This window comes from Rhodobacteraceae bacterium M382, assembly GCA_025141015.1.
In the GTDB taxonomy this organism is placed as follows: Bacteria; Pseudomonadota; Alphaproteobacteria; order Rhodobacterales; family Rhodobacteraceae; genus Aliisedimentitalea; species Aliisedimentitalea scapharcae.
In genome coordinates, this window is sequence record CP081098.1 from 1 (window position 1) to 14,115 (window position 14,115).

Genomic DNA, 14,115 nt, shown 5'->3' on the forward strand with positions numbered 1-14,115 from the left:
ATGACACAAGAGAAATGGGGACAACTCCGTCAAAAACTGCTCAAGACGGTTGGCCGGAATAATTATAAAACATGGATCGAACCGCTGCAGTTCGATCAAATGTCCGAGGGGGTTGTTACCTTTCAAGTGCCCACAAACTTTATGGGCAACTATGTCAGTCAGAACTTTGCTGATCTGATACTATATGAGTTGAACAATTCGGGGGAAACGGTTCAGCGTGTGGCCTTCAAGGTCGCTGCCAATACGGCCACCCGCCCGATGCGGGCATCCGAGACCCCCGCCGAACCCGAAGTCGAACAGGCCATGGCGCCAAAGTCGCAGTCGGCTTATTCGAACACCGGGCTGGATGAACTTCAGGCTGCGCCACTGGATGCGCGGTTCACTTTTGACAGCTTTGTCGTCGGAAAACCCAACGAATTGGCCCATGCAGCGGCGCGTCGTGTTTCTGAAGGCGGCCCCGTGACATTCAATCCGTTGGTTCTGTACGGCGGTGTCGGCCTGGGTAAAACCCACCTGATGCACGCAATCGCCTGGGAACTGAAAGCCCGTAAACCCGAGCTGAATGTCCTGTATCTGTCGGCCGAGCAATTCATGTACCGGTTCGTGCAGGCTCTGCGCGAACGCAAGATGATGGATTTCAAACATCTGTTCCGCTCTGTTGATGTCCTGATGGTTGACGACGTGCAATTCATCGCAGGCAAGGACAGCACCCAGGAAGAGTTTTTCCACACCTTCAACGCGCTGGTGGATCAGAACAAGCAGATCATCATTTCTGCCGATCGCGCACCGGGCGAGATCAAGGATCTGGAAGACCGTGTGAAGTCGCGGTTGCAGTGCGGGCTGGTCGTTGATCTGCACCCCACCGATTATGAATTGCGTCTGGGGATCCTGCAGACCAAGGTTCAGCAATATCGCACGACCTACCCGGATTTACAGTTGGCAGATGGGGTTCTCGAGTTTCTGGCACATCGGATCTCTACCAATGTGCGCGTGCTCGAAGGTGCGTTGACCCGGCTGTTTGCCTTTGCGTCTCTGGTCGGACGCGAGATCGACATGGATCTGACCCAGGATTGTCTGGCCGATGTGCTGCGCGCCTCGGAACGCAAAATCACGGTCGAGGAAATCCAGCGAAAAGTGTCGGATTACTACAATATCCGCCTGTCTGACATCATCGGCCCAAAGCGTCTGCGCTCCTATGCCCGTCCACGCCAGGTGGCAATGTATCTGTGCAAGCAACTGACCAGCCGGTCCTTGCCTGAAATCGGCCGCCGGTTCGGCGGACGGGACCACACCACAGTGATGCATGGCGTCAAGCGGATCGAAGAATTGAAGCTGACCGATGGGCAGATCGCCGAAGATGTGGAAATGCTGCGGCGCGCGCTGGAAGCGTGAGGGTTGAGATCTGGGCGGTGCGTGCAAGCACGCACCCTACAATACGTTGAACACATTGGCCCCGAACATCAGTGTTCGGGGCCTTTTCGTGGTCAGATGGGCAACGAATCCCGGTGTTCTGAACCATTCCTGGGATCCGCCTCTTGACGCCCCCGAAAAACCTGCCGAGAAATCCAAGAAAAAACCTTGTGCCGAAGGGGTAACACGTTAACGTGCTTCTCCCGGCCATGCGGAGAGGAAATTAGGGACATGAAGATCAGCATCGAACGCGGCACCCTGTTGAAAGCCGTATCGCAGGCCCAGTCGGTCGTTGAACGCCGCAATACAATTCCGATTCTGGCCAATGTTCTCATCGAAGCCGAAGGTGACCAGGTTCAGTTCCGCGCCACCGATCTGGACATCGAGGTGGTCGACAAGGCCCCTGCCCAGGTCGAGCGCGCCGGTGCCACGACCGTGGCAGCGACCACGCTGCACGAAATTGTCCGCAAGCTGCCGGATGGTGCGTTGGTGACCCTGATCGCAGACAATGCCGCCGGGCGTCTGACGGTGGAGGCCGGGCGGTCGAACTTTTCGCTGGCCACCCTGCCGCGCGAAGATTTCCCCGTCATGGCGACTTCTGAATACCAGTCCAATTTCTCCGCCAATGCGGCGGTGTTGCGTCGGCTGTTCGACAAATCAAAATTTGCCATTTCGACCGAAGAAACCCGGTATTACCTGAATGGCGTCTATCTGCATGTGTCGGATGGTGACAACGGCAAGGTTCTGCGCTGTGTGGCCACGGATGGTCACCGGCTGGCGCGCATCGATTCGGACCTGCCGCCCGAGGCGTCGGATATGCCCGGTGTCATCGTGCCCCGCAAAACCGTGGGCGAGCTGCGCAAGCTGCTGGATGACGACGAGATGGACATCGCCGTTTCTGTTTCGGAAACCAAGATCCGGTTTGCCACGCCTGACATCATTCTGACCTCCAAGGTCATCGACGGCACCTTTCCCGATTACACGCGTGTCATTCCCACCGGCAACACACGCCGCCTGGAGGTCGATGCAGCCGAGTTCGCTCAGGCCGTTGATCGGGTTGCAACCGTGTCGTCAGAACGGTCGCGCGCGGTCAAGTTGCAGTTGGACGAAGACCGGTTGATCCTGTCGGTCAACGCCCCCGACAGCGGTGCCGCCGAAGAGGAATTGGCTGTGGCTTATGGCGACGAACGGCTGGAAATCGGGTTCAACGCGAAATACCTGCTGGAGATTGCCAGCCAGGTGGACCGGGAAAACGCGGTGTTCATGTTCAATTCCTCAGGTGATCCGACCCTGATGCGCGAAGGCAATGACCTGAGCGCCGTCTACGTCGTGATGCCGATGCGTGTCTAAGCGCGCCTTTGGCACGCGGCCTCCCCTCTTGGCGGCGAAGCCGCCTGCCGGGCAGCGGGACGGGGATATTTTGACCAGAAGAAGGGGGCACGCGTGCTGGCCTTGAAGGCATTGAGCCTGTCCCATTTTCGTTCGCACAAACGGGCCGAGCTGGAGCTGGACGGGCGACCGGTGGCGCTGCATGGGGTCAACGGCGCGGGCAAAACCAACATTCTGGAAGCGGTATCGCTGTTTTCACCTGGACGCGGATTGCGGCGGGCCAGTGCTGCGGAAATGGCCCGCAAACCTGAAGCGTTGGGATGGAAGTTGAAAGCGCTGATTTCCAACGCTGAGCAGACATTCGAGGTGGAAACCTGGTCCGAAGCAGGATCGCCACGTCAGGTTCGAATCGACGAAAAGGCTTCGAACCAGATTGCATTGGGACGGATTGCGCGGGTTGTCTGGTTGATCCCGTCAATGGACCGTCTGTGGATCGAAGGCGCAGAAGGGCGACGACGGTTTCTCGACCGGATCGCGCTCAGCTTTGACCCCGAACATGCCGAAGCCTCGCTGATCTATGAAAAGATGATGCGGGAACGCAATCGGTTGCTGAAGGACCAGATCCGGGATGCCCATTGGTATGCGGTTATCGAAGCCCAGATGGCGACCGCGGGTCTGCGCATTCATACAGCCCGGGTGCGCGCATTGGATTTGATACGCCAGGCCCAGGAAAAGGCACAAACCGCCTTTCCCACTGCTGATCTGGAACTGGTCCAAAGCGAGGGTGCCATGCCGGGTACCGAAGCGGACCTGCTAGAGGCGTTTGCCGAGAGCCGGTTTCGCGATATTCAGGCCGGGCGCACATTGGTCGGACCGCATCGGTCGGATTTGAATGGGGTCTTTGTCGCCAAGGCCGTTCCTGCGCGCGAATGTTCCACAGGCGAGCAAAAGGCGTTGCTGGTATCGTTGATCCTGGCAAATGCACGGGCCTTGGCCGAACAGACCGGATCCCCGCCCATTGTGCTGCTGGACGAAGTGGCCGCCCATCTGGATGCAGGCCGCCGGGCGGCGCTGTATGACGAGATCTGTGCCCTGGGGGCCCAGGCCTGGATGACCGGCACCGGACCCGAGCTGTTTGCCGAACTGGACACCCGCGCACAGGTTCTGGAAGTCACAGATGACAGCGGTCTCTCAAAGGTCAGCCTGACATGACAATCACGGTTTGGGATCTGGTTCTGTACGCAGGGGCATTGTTCATTCTGTTTCTGACCCCCGGACCCGTTTGGCTGGCCCTGATGGCCAGGTCGGTGTCCGGCGGGTTTACGGCCGCTTGGCCGTTGGCATTCGGCGTGGCGGTCGGAGACATCCTGTGGCCGCTGATCGCCATTGCCGGCATGTCTTGGGTCGTCTCCGAAATCTCTGGGGTCATGACTGTTCTGAGATGGGTGGCGACGTTGATCTTTCTGGGGATGGGCATAGGCCTGTTGCGCCATTGCGATGACAGGCTGCAAGAGAACAGGGCCCTGACCCGTCCAGGGGCCTGGGCCGGGTTCCTGGCTGGTGTTGTCGTCATTCTGGGCAACCCAAAGGCCATCCTGTTCTACATGGGCGTCCTGCCGGGATTTTTCGACCTGCACGGCATCACGCGACCAGACATCATCGCCATCGTGGTTCTATCCTTTTTTGTGCCACTGGTGGGTAATCTGTGCTTTGCCGGTTTCATCCATCGGTTGCGCCATATCATCACGTCGCGAACATCGATGCGCAGGGTCAATCAGATCGCCGGTTGCCTGCTGATCTGTGTGGGGGCGATCATTCCCTTTACCTGAGGAAAAAGCCCGGTGATTGCGTGACAATCCCTTTTGCAAATCGTATAAGATTGCAAAAGAAATAGGGAAGTCCCGCATGTCCGAAGACACACAGCAGCCGAACGAATATGGCGCTGATTCCATCAAAGTTCTCAAAGGCTTAGAAGCAGTCCGCAAACGTCCCGGCATGTATATCGGGGATACGGACGATGGCTCGGGTCTGCACCATATGGTGTATGAGGTCGTGGATAACGGCATTGACGAGGCTTTGGCCGGTCACGCAGACGCGGTGACCGTGAAAATTCACGCAGATTCCAGCGTTTCGGTCCACGACAATGGGCGTGGAATTCCGGTGGATATCCATCAGGAGGAAGGCGTATCCGCCGCCGAGGTCATCATGACCCAGCTGCACGCTGGCGGTAAATTCGACAGCAATTCCTACAAGGTGTCGGGTGGCCTGCATGGGGTGGGCGTTTCAGTCGTGAACGCCTTGTCCGACTGGTTGGAACTGCGCATCTGGCGCAATGGCAAGGAACATGTCGCCCGGTTTGAACACGGCGATACTGTCAAGCATCTCGAAGTGGTCGGTGAGTGCGGCGACCAGACTGGTACCCAAGTCCGCTTCATGGCTTCGACAAATACGTTTTCGAACCTCGAATATATCTTCGAAACACTCGAAAAACGCCTGCGCGAACTCGCCTTTCTGAACTCGGGCGTGCGGATCATCCTGGTTGACGAACGGCCGGCGGAGCGGCTCGAAACCGAGCTGTTTTATGACGGCGGCGTCAAGGAATTCGTCAAATACCTGGACCGTCACAAGACCCCGGTCATGGAAGAACCGATTTATATCATCGGTGAAAAGGACGACATCGGCATCGAAATCGCGATGTGGTGGAATGACAGCTATCACGAAAATGTCCTGCCCTTTACCAACAACATCCCCCAGCGGGATGGTGGTACCCATGTGGCCGGTTTCCGTGGCGCGTTGACACGTACCATCAACAACTACGCGCAAAGCTCAGGGATAGCCAAAAAAGAGAAGATTAGCTTTACCGGTGACGATTCACGCGAAGGGTTGACCTGTGTGCTATCGGTCAAGGTTCCGGACCCGAAATTCTCGTCTCAGACCAAGGACAAGCTGGTATCCTCAGAAGTCCGCCCGGTTGTAGAAAGTCTGCTCAACGAAAAGCTGGCTGAGTGGTTCGAAGAAAACCCGATTGTCGCCAAGCAAATTGTTGGCAAGATCATCGAAGCCGCTCTGGCGCGTGAAGCGGCCCGCAAGGCGCGCGAGCTGACCCGGCGCAAGACGGCGATGGATGTGAACTTCCTCGCCGGCAAGCTCAAGGATTGTTCCGAAAAAGACCCGTCCAAGACCGAAGTCTTTCTGGTCGAGGGTGACTCGGCCGGTGGATCTGCCCAGACCGGGCGGGACCGTCTGACCCAGGCCATCCTGCCCCTGCGCGGCAAGATCCTGAACGTCGAACGCGCCCGGTTCGACAAGATGCTGGGAAGTCAGGAAATCGGCAACCTGGTGATGGCGCTGGGAACCGGCATTGGCCGTGACGAATTCAACATCGAAAAGCTGCGGTACCACAAGATCGTCATCATGACCGACGCCGACGTGGACGGTGCCCACATCCGGACGCTGCTGCTGACCTTCTTCTACCGACAGATGCCGGAACTGATCGAAGGCGGTTATCTCTACATCGCGCAGCCACCACTGTACAAAGTCAGCCGTGGCAAGTCCGAAGTCTATCTCAAGGACCAGGCTGCGCTGGATGATTACCTGATCCAACAGGGCGTCGAAGGCGCAACGCTCAAGCTCGGCACTGGCGAAGAAATCATTGGTCAGGACCTGATCCGTGTCGTGGATGATGCCCGCCAATTGAAACGGGTTCTGGACGCCTTCCCAACTCACTATCCGCGTCACATTCTGGAGCAGGCCGCAGTGGCCGGAGCCTTTGTACCCGGAGCGGTCGACGCCGACTTGCAAGGCGTCGCAGACAAGGTTGCGGCCCGCCTGGACGCCATCGCGCTGGAATATGAACGCGGGTGGCAGGGGCGCATCACCCAGGATCACGGCATTCGTCTCGCCCGGATTCTCCGGGGTGTCGAAGAGGTTCGGACATTGGACGGCCCCATGTTGCGTTCGGGAGAGGCCCGCAAAACAGGCAGTTTCACCAAGAGCCTGCAGGACATCTATGCGACCCCGGCCACTCTGATCCGCCGAGACCGCGTTCAGGCCATCCACGGTCCGCTGACGCTGTTGCACGCCATATTGGCCGAAGGCGAAAAGGGTTTGGCGCTGCAGCGATACAAAGGTCTGGGAGAAATGAACCCCGACCAGCTGTGGGAAACGACCTTGGATCCTGATGCCCGCACCCTGCTACAGGTGCGCGTTGATGATATGGTCGAAGCCGATGATCTCTTTACCAAACTCATGGGCGACGTCGTCGAACCCCGCCGCGAATTCATCCAACGCAACGCATTGAGCGTCGAGAATTTGGATTTCTAGGCTTTTGTAGGTGTGCGCATAGCACTTCGCACACCCCATAATTTTGCGTAGTTCGCCCATAGTTTTTCGCGATGACAATAAACATCGTCGCTATTCGAACTGAATATACGAACCGCAACCTTGGAAACACGTTGCAGCGTTCTCATTCAGCATGTGGTGATTACTGGCAAGAACGGTTTCCTTGAAGTGCGAAATAGCTTTTGACGTCCAGATGTAGGAATTTCTTCTCCATCTTGTTTCAACCTCAAGGCGGCAAAGGCAATCGGTCACTTTGGGCGGACAGCGGACATTGGCTGCGTGCTTCACCAAGGTCAGCTCAGCCAGGAAATGGCAAAATGCGGGCCTTTGATCCACCACTATTGCGATGATTTCTTAGTCAATTGACCAACCAACTCGGCCGATGGCGTCCAGAACAGCGGTGGCGTGTAGGGGATCACGATAAAAGCGCGGAAAAACTAAATCGGGGCGAAATTCGGGATAGGTTTCTCTAAGTTCCGCAACTGTTTTTTTGGCTTCCTCCAAACGCCCAAGTCCTTCGTATGAGGCCGCCATAAACACCAGCGTCGGCGGACTAACCGGCGCGCCTTCTTGGATAGCTGTCTCGAACGCGTCGATGGCATCTTCGAATTGGCTCAGATGGAAGGAAGCAACACCCCGAATGTTGTGGCGCACCAACCGCTGCCCGTCGCCGTGTCTCTTGCGGTTGGGGTCGGATGCTGCCGAGGCTTCGTCAAAGTGGCCGGTCATAAACATAACCATCCCGTAGGTATCCAAAACGCTGCTGTCTTTCGGATCCATTTCTTCGGCAAGTTGCGCCGCCTTGATGGCAGTGTCGAAATCCCTTCCAGCGAGATGTGCCCAAGCTCTGGCAGCGTGCGCCCATGCCTCTTGCGGCGCCAGCTCAAGCGCGCGTTGCGACATCTCGGTAGCGCGGGTCAGGAGTGTTTGTTGGCGTGGGCCTTCCGCGGAGAGAAGAGCAAGTGTGCCAATACTGTGCGCCGCACTGGCGTACCCTCCGAAGTATTCGGGATCCAACGCGATGGCTTCTTCAAATAGGGACAACGCAAGAATTTGGCGCTTCGGATCCGTAATCGGGAACAACAAATTGCGCCCTTGCACATCGAGATTTGCGGCCTGCAAGGTGGATAGAGATTTTTCCCGCAATGCCTTCCTTTCGGTTCCGGCAACTGTGTCGCTAACAGCCGAAGGCGAAAGTGTTGAACGTGCCATCCACATTGTCAAAACGCCTCCCCCCATCAAAGCAACGATCAATGCCACGACAATCGCACCAACGTAACTCTGTCTGGGCGTCAGCTTAAAGATGTCGGGCTCATCCTCCATCGTCTCAAGCATTTCAAACCGCGGCGCATATCCTCCGGAATCAATGTGAATCCGCACTGCGTCGCTTGCGCCTTCGTCAGTATAGTAGTCGCTGAGCTTTCTTCTGACGCGGCGTGCCTCGACGCGCACAACATTGTCGCTATCGACTTCGGAAGGATCTCGGCCAAAGACGTCGGCCGCAATTGTCTTGCCTTTGATGCTCTTTGCCTGGCCCGCCAGACTTTGTTCCACCACATAGGTCAGAAACTCTTTTGAGCGGTCAGAATTGCGTAAGGCTTCACTGCCCAGAACGCGCGACAAGGCAAATCGGATCTCAGAGTCGGTGGGGTTAGGCAAAAAACTCATTCCTAAGATAGACCAGATACTTGGTCGCTTTTCTATCTTGTTTTCGGCCCGAGTCTCACAGTGAGACACTTATGTGTCGCCGCGGACTTCGCTTGATTGAAAACAGCAATTGCGGGGAGAGCAAGGGCATGGACACGCCAAAGCCACTTGAGGAAATTTTCTCTGACGTCAGCGCTGAATTTGCGGAACTTTTGGCAGCCTGTGCCCGATTTCGGGAAATTCATGAAGATTACAGGCTGCTGTTGAAGGACTTCGGGCGGCTCAGCGCGGCACCGGAGCACCTAGACGGAACAGCTCTTTGCGACATCGGAGCTGCCCTCTCCGGCTTGGAAGATGACGCGCGAGAGGAGCTGAGAGCCTTTCAACACCAAGGTTCCGAGTGACACTCCGTCGCTTTGTCAAAACCTACCAAAACAAGAGGGACACCCAATGGATATTGCCAAGTATCGATCACGAATGCGAAAGGGGCTGGTGGCGACCGTCCTTTCCGGATCAGGCGCGTTCGGCGCAGCCCACGCGGAAACCAGCATCGTCCATGACGCGGAATACTACATCCTGGAGGCCCAGCATGGTGAGGTTTGGTCGCAGCACGATAAGACCATCGACGCAAAACTCGCCGAGTTCAAAGAGCGCAACGGCGGCAAGCCTCCCAACATCCTCTATGTGCTGGTGGACGATCTGTCTTTTGGCGAGATGGGCATTCCTGAAATGAACTATGTGCGCGGTTCCCAAACCCCGCGCATCAACGCATTTGCCGACGAGGGACTTTCCCTCATGAGGATGTACACCGAACCGTCCTGCACCCCGTCCCGCGCGGCGGTTATGACCGGACGCCATCCGGTGCGTAATGGCTTGGGCGAAGTTAAGGCCACCGTTGCCGGCGAGGCGTTGGCGGCAGAGGAAGTCACAATCGCAGAAGTTCTGTCTGACAGCGGATACAACACTGTGCACATTGGCAAATGGCACCTTGGCGATATCGCCGAAGGCTACCCCCACAATCAGGGCTTTGACTATGCGTCCTTTCCCATCCACCAGCAGGTGCTTCTGGGCTTTATGACGCCTGAATCAGATCACTCGCAGGTCATGCAAGGATGGCTGCCTGGATCAAGCAATGATCCGTATGCGCTGGACGGCACCTTCAAGCCCGATGGCCTTGTCTACTCGCTGGAAGCGCGCCATGGCGAGCTGGCACGAGAGGTTGATTTCACGGCAGGCGAGCGTTGGACGCAGGCGCACTACGATGCCATGCACGAGAAATATCAGCGCGAAACCATTGAACAACTGCAAGACCTCGCAGCCAAGGATGAGCCCTTCTTCCTGCAATACTGGCCGTTGATTCCGTTGGAGTTTGACCGCACGCGGTTCGATACTTTTGAGACCGCGAACGGCGGCACAGGTGTGGAGAGTCTGAAACAACTGGATACATGGTTTGGCGACATCGTGGACGAAGTAGATCGGCTTGGCATTGCCGAGAACACCCTGGTCGTGCTGATGGCCGACAATGGTCGGTTCAAGCAGTTTGATTCAACACTGGGCTTCAGTGGCACAATCTATCGCGGCGGCAAAGTCGACACCTCCGAAGGTGCGCTGCGTGTGAACGCTTTTGCCCGTTGGCCCGGCATGATTGCTGAGGACAGCTTGGCAGGTGACATGATCCATATCTCGGATTTGTTTACAACCTTTGCACGGCTTGGAGGTGGCATGGACCATATCCCAACAGATCGCGTGATAGACGGTCTCGATCAATCCGCCTTGCTATTGGAAGGCGACGGTCATGGGCGTCGCGATTATGTATTTGTCTACAGCACAGACACGTTGCGCGCCGTCGTGAAGCAAAAGTTCAAGCTGGAGTTGCCCCCGCCCGGTGCGCCCGGAGTGTCCGCGGCTGTCTATGATGTCTATCGAGATCCGCGCGAAGCGAACCCGATGCTGCCAATCGCCCTTTGGGCTTCTGCCAGCTATCAGGACATCATTGAGCGGCACGTGAAGACAATTCAGAAATACCCCCACGCCGAAGTCGGCCGCGATCGCCCCTATAGCGGCATCGAAAACCTGCGTCCGGAAAGCGCAGAAATGGTTGATAACTTCATGAGTTGGCAGACCGACTAAAAGGCCTAAAGCAACGAACCTCCGGCCAGCGGTTTTCGCTGGCCGGATTTGTCTATTTGGGGCACCCAAACAGAGCAATATCTTGGTCGATCGTTTCAAAGCGGACGTTCACGGTCTCTTCTTGGAAGGACCGGTTTGGGCCGTTCGCGCTAGCTGGCCTGGTCCCGGCGCTCCGAGTTTGCAAAGTCCACTACCTGCGCATGGCTGCTGTTGCTTGAGAAAGCAGCGACTGGCAGCGGCCCACCCTATATCGACAAATGCTGAACCCGTATTCCTCCCGCTGGGGGCGGTGAAGGCGAGACGTAAAAACCGCGGGCCAAACTCAACTAGATCTTGCACCCTGGGGCATCAAATGCACTTAATGCTAGAGAATCTATGCCTCAAAGTTGATCTCGCCAATGTCTCTCCCCCTATGAGGAGGCTAATTCAGGAAGTAATGCAAACTTATGGGCAACTCGTGCAAATTCATGCGCAAACGCCGCGCAAAGTTATGGGCTAGAACCTTAGATTTTTCCCTTTAGTTTCAATGATGGGGGTGCAGCGTTATGCGCACACCTACAGCTTTTGTAGGTTTCCAGGTACTGCGAACTGACTGACCCCTCTATTCCTGGTTTTCGTTCTTAGCGATCCTCTGCTTGGCATAGCACTTCGCCGGGTGGCGTCTCCGTATGTGTTCTCAGCGGGTTGGCTGACAAACTGCTAGCCGGCCCCACCTCAAATAGGTTTGGCATACCCAAATAGCGTCGAGCAGGTTTTTTGTGTTCCGATGACTTGCGGCAGGCCGCGTTCACATTGGAAGGACGGAGGGGTTTGGCTCAACGCTAGATACGAGCCAGACTGAAAGGCAAACGGAGACTGTTACAAAGACACAAAATGCCCAGAAAAGCAGCTTGGCAATTGTGGGGTTGAGGGGAAGCAGTCTTTCCTTCAGCGGTGGTCTCTGTTCCATTCCTGTTTCACCTCGCGCTCGCCTTCAGCTTGCCGGAAGACGTGTTTGTCGTTCCGATTTGAACCACGATACCGCCCAAGGTGATAAGGGCGATCGCGGCGAAGACTTCCCAGCCTGGTTGGCCGAGGCCGAGCACAAGCATGAGAATGGTGGAAAGAACGGGGGCTGAGTATCCCAGGACGCCAAGCAGAGCAGCGTGACCCTGGCGCATGCCCAGATCCCAGAGAAAGAACGCACCTCCGGCAGGCCCCAACCCCAGCGCAGCGATGACCCAAACATCCTGGGCGGTCAGCGCCGGCAGGTTCGCGCCATTTGCCATCCACCACAGCCCGCATATCAGCGAGGACGCAAAACAGATTGTCGTCATGGTAGAGATAGCATCTGACGGGTCATGGCGACGCAGGTTTGAGAACGTCGCCCAAAGGAGTGCGCCAACGAAGGCAAGACCATAGCCGAAGGCCTCAGACAGCTGCAGCACAAACCGATCATTGCCGATCAGGACCAGCACACCGACAAAACCAAGCGCGGCTCCAAGGTAACCCGGGAACCCGCTGCGCAGTTGGAAGAACAAATTGCCAAGAATGATCAGGCAAGCAGGCCAAAGGTAATTGATCAGCGACACCGGGATAGGTGCGGCATGATGGAAGGCCTCTAGGTAGGCCAGATGGTAGGCGGCCAGAAGCCCGGCAAACAGGACGGTGCGCCGGTCCAGCAGGCGCACCGGTTTCCGGCCCGTTGCAGCACATAGTACAAGCCCCATAGCGGCCGCGATCGCAAAGCAGAACGTCAGGACCAGATAGGGGGGCAGAGAGGCTGAAAAAGCGCCAAGGGCTCCCAATGTGCCCCAGGAAAGAATGGCCAAAGCGCCCAGTCCTGTGTGCCGGGCTGACATCAGAAAACCTCACTGCCCAGAACCGCGTCATGCGACGGTTGCAGCAGGATGGTCTCACCCGCTTCGTTCGGGACACCCATGATCAGGATCTCCGATTTGAACCCGGCAATATTGCGCGGAGGCATATTGACGACGCAAACGACATGACGGCCGAGCAGCTTCTCTTCGGAGTAGTTCTTGATCTGGGCGCTGGACCAGCGCTGACCCAGTTCGCCGAAATCAACGCAAACCTTGTAAGAAGGGGTGCGGGCGCGGGGGAAATCCTTGACCTCGACAATCTTGCCCAGGCGCATTTCCACCTTGGCGAAGTCGTCATAGATGATCTCTTCTTTTTTCATGTGCTTGTTCCTTACGACAGAGCGGCCAGGATGGCGGCTTCGGACCCGGCAGTATCAGCGGTACCGCCGAGGTCGCGGGTTTTAGTGTCTGCGCGCTCCAGCGAGGTTTCGATAGCGCGTTCGATTTCTGCGGCAGCCCCGGTCTCGCCCAGGTGCTCCAGCATCATGGCCGCCGTCCACACCGCGGCTACGGGATTGGCTACGTCCTTCCCTGCGATATCGGGAGCGGACCCGTGTACGGGTTCAAACATCGAAGGGAACTTGCCCTCGGGATTGATGTTTGCCGAGGGGGCGATGCCGATCGATCCCGCGACAGCCGGCCCCAGGTCGGAGAGGATGTCACCAAAAAGGTTGGAGGCTACAACCACGTCAAACCAATCCGGATGCAGGACAAAATTCGCGGTCATGATGTCGATATGAAACTGGGCCGTACCGATATCCGGATGACGCTCTGCGGCGGCGGCAAAACGCTCATCCCAGAACGGCATTGTGTGAATGATGCCGTTGGATTTGGTGGCCGAGGACACATGTTTGCGTTTGCGGGTTTTGGCCACGTTGAACGCATAGTCCATGATCCGGTCTGTGCCGCGCCGGGTCAGGATGCTTTCCTGAATGGCGGCCTCATGTTTCGTGCCCTGATAGACGCGCCCGCCGATCTCGGAGTATTCTCCTTCGACGTTTTCGCGCACGATGATCATATTGATGTCATCAGCACCACGCCCTGCCAAGGGCGAGTTAATGCCCTTTAGCAGGCGCACGGGACGGACATTGGCATATTGATCCAACTCGCGGCGCAGCGGGATCAGCAGGCCCCAAAGCGACACGTGATCCGGAACGCCAGGAAAACCGACGGCCCCCAGGTAGATGCTGTCGAACGCCTTCATCTGCTCGATGCCGTCTTCGGGCATCATCCGGCCCGTTTCATGATAGCGTTCGCAGGACCAGTCGAATTCGGTCCACTCCACAGTGAAGTTGTGCTTTTGCGCCACAAGGTCAATGACGCGCTGACCGACCGGCAGAACCTCTTTGCCGATGCCGTCTCCGGGGATGGCAGCGATACGATATGTTTTTGTCATAGC

The 14,115-nt window shown here is 56.9% G+C and carries 11 protein-coding genes; 7 read left to right on the plus strand and 4 right to left on the minus strand.

The features are described 5' to 3' along the window. The 5 genes from dnaA (at position 1) to gyrB (ending at position 7,062) form a co-directional block, all read left to right on the plus strand. Entirely contained in the window at positions 1-1,392 is a 1,392-nt protein-coding gene (gene dnaA, locus K3727_00005; protein ID UWQ91248.1) for a chromosomal replication initiator protein DnaA, read from the plus strand. A gap of 249 nt (positions 1,393-1,641) precedes the next feature. Continuing rightward, positions 1,642-2,760 (plus strand): DNA polymerase III subunit beta, encoded by a 1,119-nt coding sequence (dnaN, locus tag K3727_00010; protein ID UWQ91249.1) that lies wholly within the window; start codon positions 1,642-1,644, stop codon positions 2,758-2,760. 93 nt (positions 2,761-2,853) lie between these two features. Beyond that, the gene (gene recF, locus K3727_00015; GenBank protein ID UWQ91250.1) at positions 2,854-3,951 is read left to right on the plus strand and encodes a DNA replication/repair protein RecF; all 1,098 of its coding nucleotides are present in this window, start codon (positions 2,854-2,856) and stop codon (positions 3,949-3,951) included. Further along, positions 3,948-4,568 (plus strand): LysE family translocator, encoded by a 621-nt coding sequence (locus K3727_00020; GenBank protein ID UWQ91251.1) that lies wholly within the window; start codon positions 3,948-3,950, stop codon positions 4,566-4,568. Before recF ends, K3727_00020 begins: the two co-directional genes overlap by 4 nt. 76 nt (positions 4,569-4,644) lie before the next feature. Continuing rightward, a complete protein-coding gene (gene gyrB, locus K3727_00025) occupies positions 4,645-7,062 on the plus strand; it encodes a DNA topoisomerase (ATP-hydrolyzing) subunit B (GenBank protein UWQ91252.1) in 2,418 nt (805 codons plus the stop codon). Positions 7,063-7,434: 372 nt separating this feature from the next. Here the strand turns inward: gyrB and K3727_00030 are convergent, their stop codons facing one another. Then, a complete protein-coding gene (locus tag K3727_00030) occupies positions 7,435-8,739 on the minus strand; it encodes a hypothetical protein (protein ID UWQ91253.1) in 1,305 nt (434 codons plus the stop codon). Between the two features lie 137 nt (positions 8,740-8,876). On the opposite strand from K3727_00030, the gene K3727_00035 reads away from it, so the two are divergent. Continuing rightward, positions 8,877-9,131 (plus strand): hypothetical protein, encoded by a 255-nt coding sequence (locus tag K3727_00035; GenBank protein ID UWQ91254.1) that lies wholly within the window; start codon positions 8,877-8,879, stop codon positions 9,129-9,131. A 73-nt stretch (positions 9,132-9,204) separates the two neighbouring features. Further along, positions 9,205-10,857 (plus strand): sulfatase-like hydrolase/transferase, encoded by a 1,653-nt coding sequence (locus K3727_00040; GenBank protein UWQ93210.1) that lies wholly within the window; start codon positions 9,205-9,207, stop codon positions 10,855-10,857. Between the two features lie 956 nt (positions 10,858-11,813). On the opposite strand, the gene K3727_00045 is transcribed toward K3727_00040, so the two are convergent. Genes K3727_00045 through K3727_00055 form a run of 3 tightly spaced genes read right to left on the minus strand, consistent with a single transcriptional unit; the run spans position 11,814 to position 14,112 of the window. Beyond that, positions 11,814-12,698 carry an EamA family transporter gene (locus K3727_00045; protein UWQ91255.1) on the minus strand — a complete coding sequence of 295 codons (885 nt, stop codon included), beginning with the start codon at positions 12,696-12,698 and terminating at the stop codon, positions 11,814-11,816. Continuing rightward, positions 12,698-13,036, minus strand: a complete 339-nt coding sequence (locus tag K3727_00050) for a tRNA-binding protein (GenBank protein ID UWQ91256.1) — start codon at positions 13,034-13,036, stop codon at positions 12,698-12,700. The genes K3727_00045 and K3727_00050 overlap by 1 nt, the downstream gene beginning before the upstream one ends. A gap of 11 nt (positions 13,037-13,047) precedes the next feature. After that, the gene (locus K3727_00055; protein UWQ91257.1) at positions 13,048-14,112 is read right to left on the minus strand and encodes a tartrate dehydrogenase; all 1,065 of its coding nucleotides are present in this window, start codon (positions 14,110-14,112) and stop codon (positions 13,048-13,050) included. Between the last annotated feature and the right edge of the window lie 3 nt (positions 14,113-14,115).

What these genes read in the sequence shown, in the direction of transcription:
- K3727_00035 (UWQ91254.1), top strand. Translation starts at nt 8,877, where the DNA reads ATGGACACGCCAAAGCCACTTGAGGAAATTTTCTCTGACGTCAGCGCT.
- K3727_00055 (UWQ91257.1), bottom strand. Translation starts at nt 14,112, where the DNA reads ATGACAAAAACATATCGTATCGCTGCCATCCCCGGAGACGGCATCGGC.
- K3727_00020 (UWQ91251.1), top strand. Translation starts at nt 3,948, where the DNA reads ATGACAATCACGGTTTGGGATCTGGTTCTGTACGCAGGGGCATTGTTC.
- gyrB (UWQ91252.1), top strand. Translation starts at nt 4,645, where the DNA reads ATGTCCGAAGACACACAGCAGCCGAACGAATATGGCGCTGATTCCATC.
- dnaA (UWQ91248.1), top strand. Translation starts at nt 1, where the DNA reads ATGACACAAGAGAAATGGGGACAACTCCGTCAAAAACTGCTCAAGACG.
- K3727_00040 (UWQ93210.1), top strand. Translation starts at nt 9,205, where the DNA reads ATGCGAAAGGGGCTGGTGGCGACCGTCCTTTCCGGATCAGGCGCGTTC.
- dnaN (UWQ91249.1), top strand. Translation starts at nt 1,642, where the DNA reads ATGAAGATCAGCATCGAACGCGGCACCCTGTTGAAAGCCGTATCGCAG.
- K3727_00050 (UWQ91256.1), bottom strand. Translation starts at nt 13,036, where the DNA reads ATGAAAAAAGAAGAGATCATCTATGACGACTTCGCCAAGGTGGAAATG.
- K3727_00045 (UWQ91255.1), bottom strand. Translation starts at nt 12,698, where the DNA reads ATGTCAGCCCGGCACACAGGACTGGGCGCTTTGGCCATTCTTTCCTGG.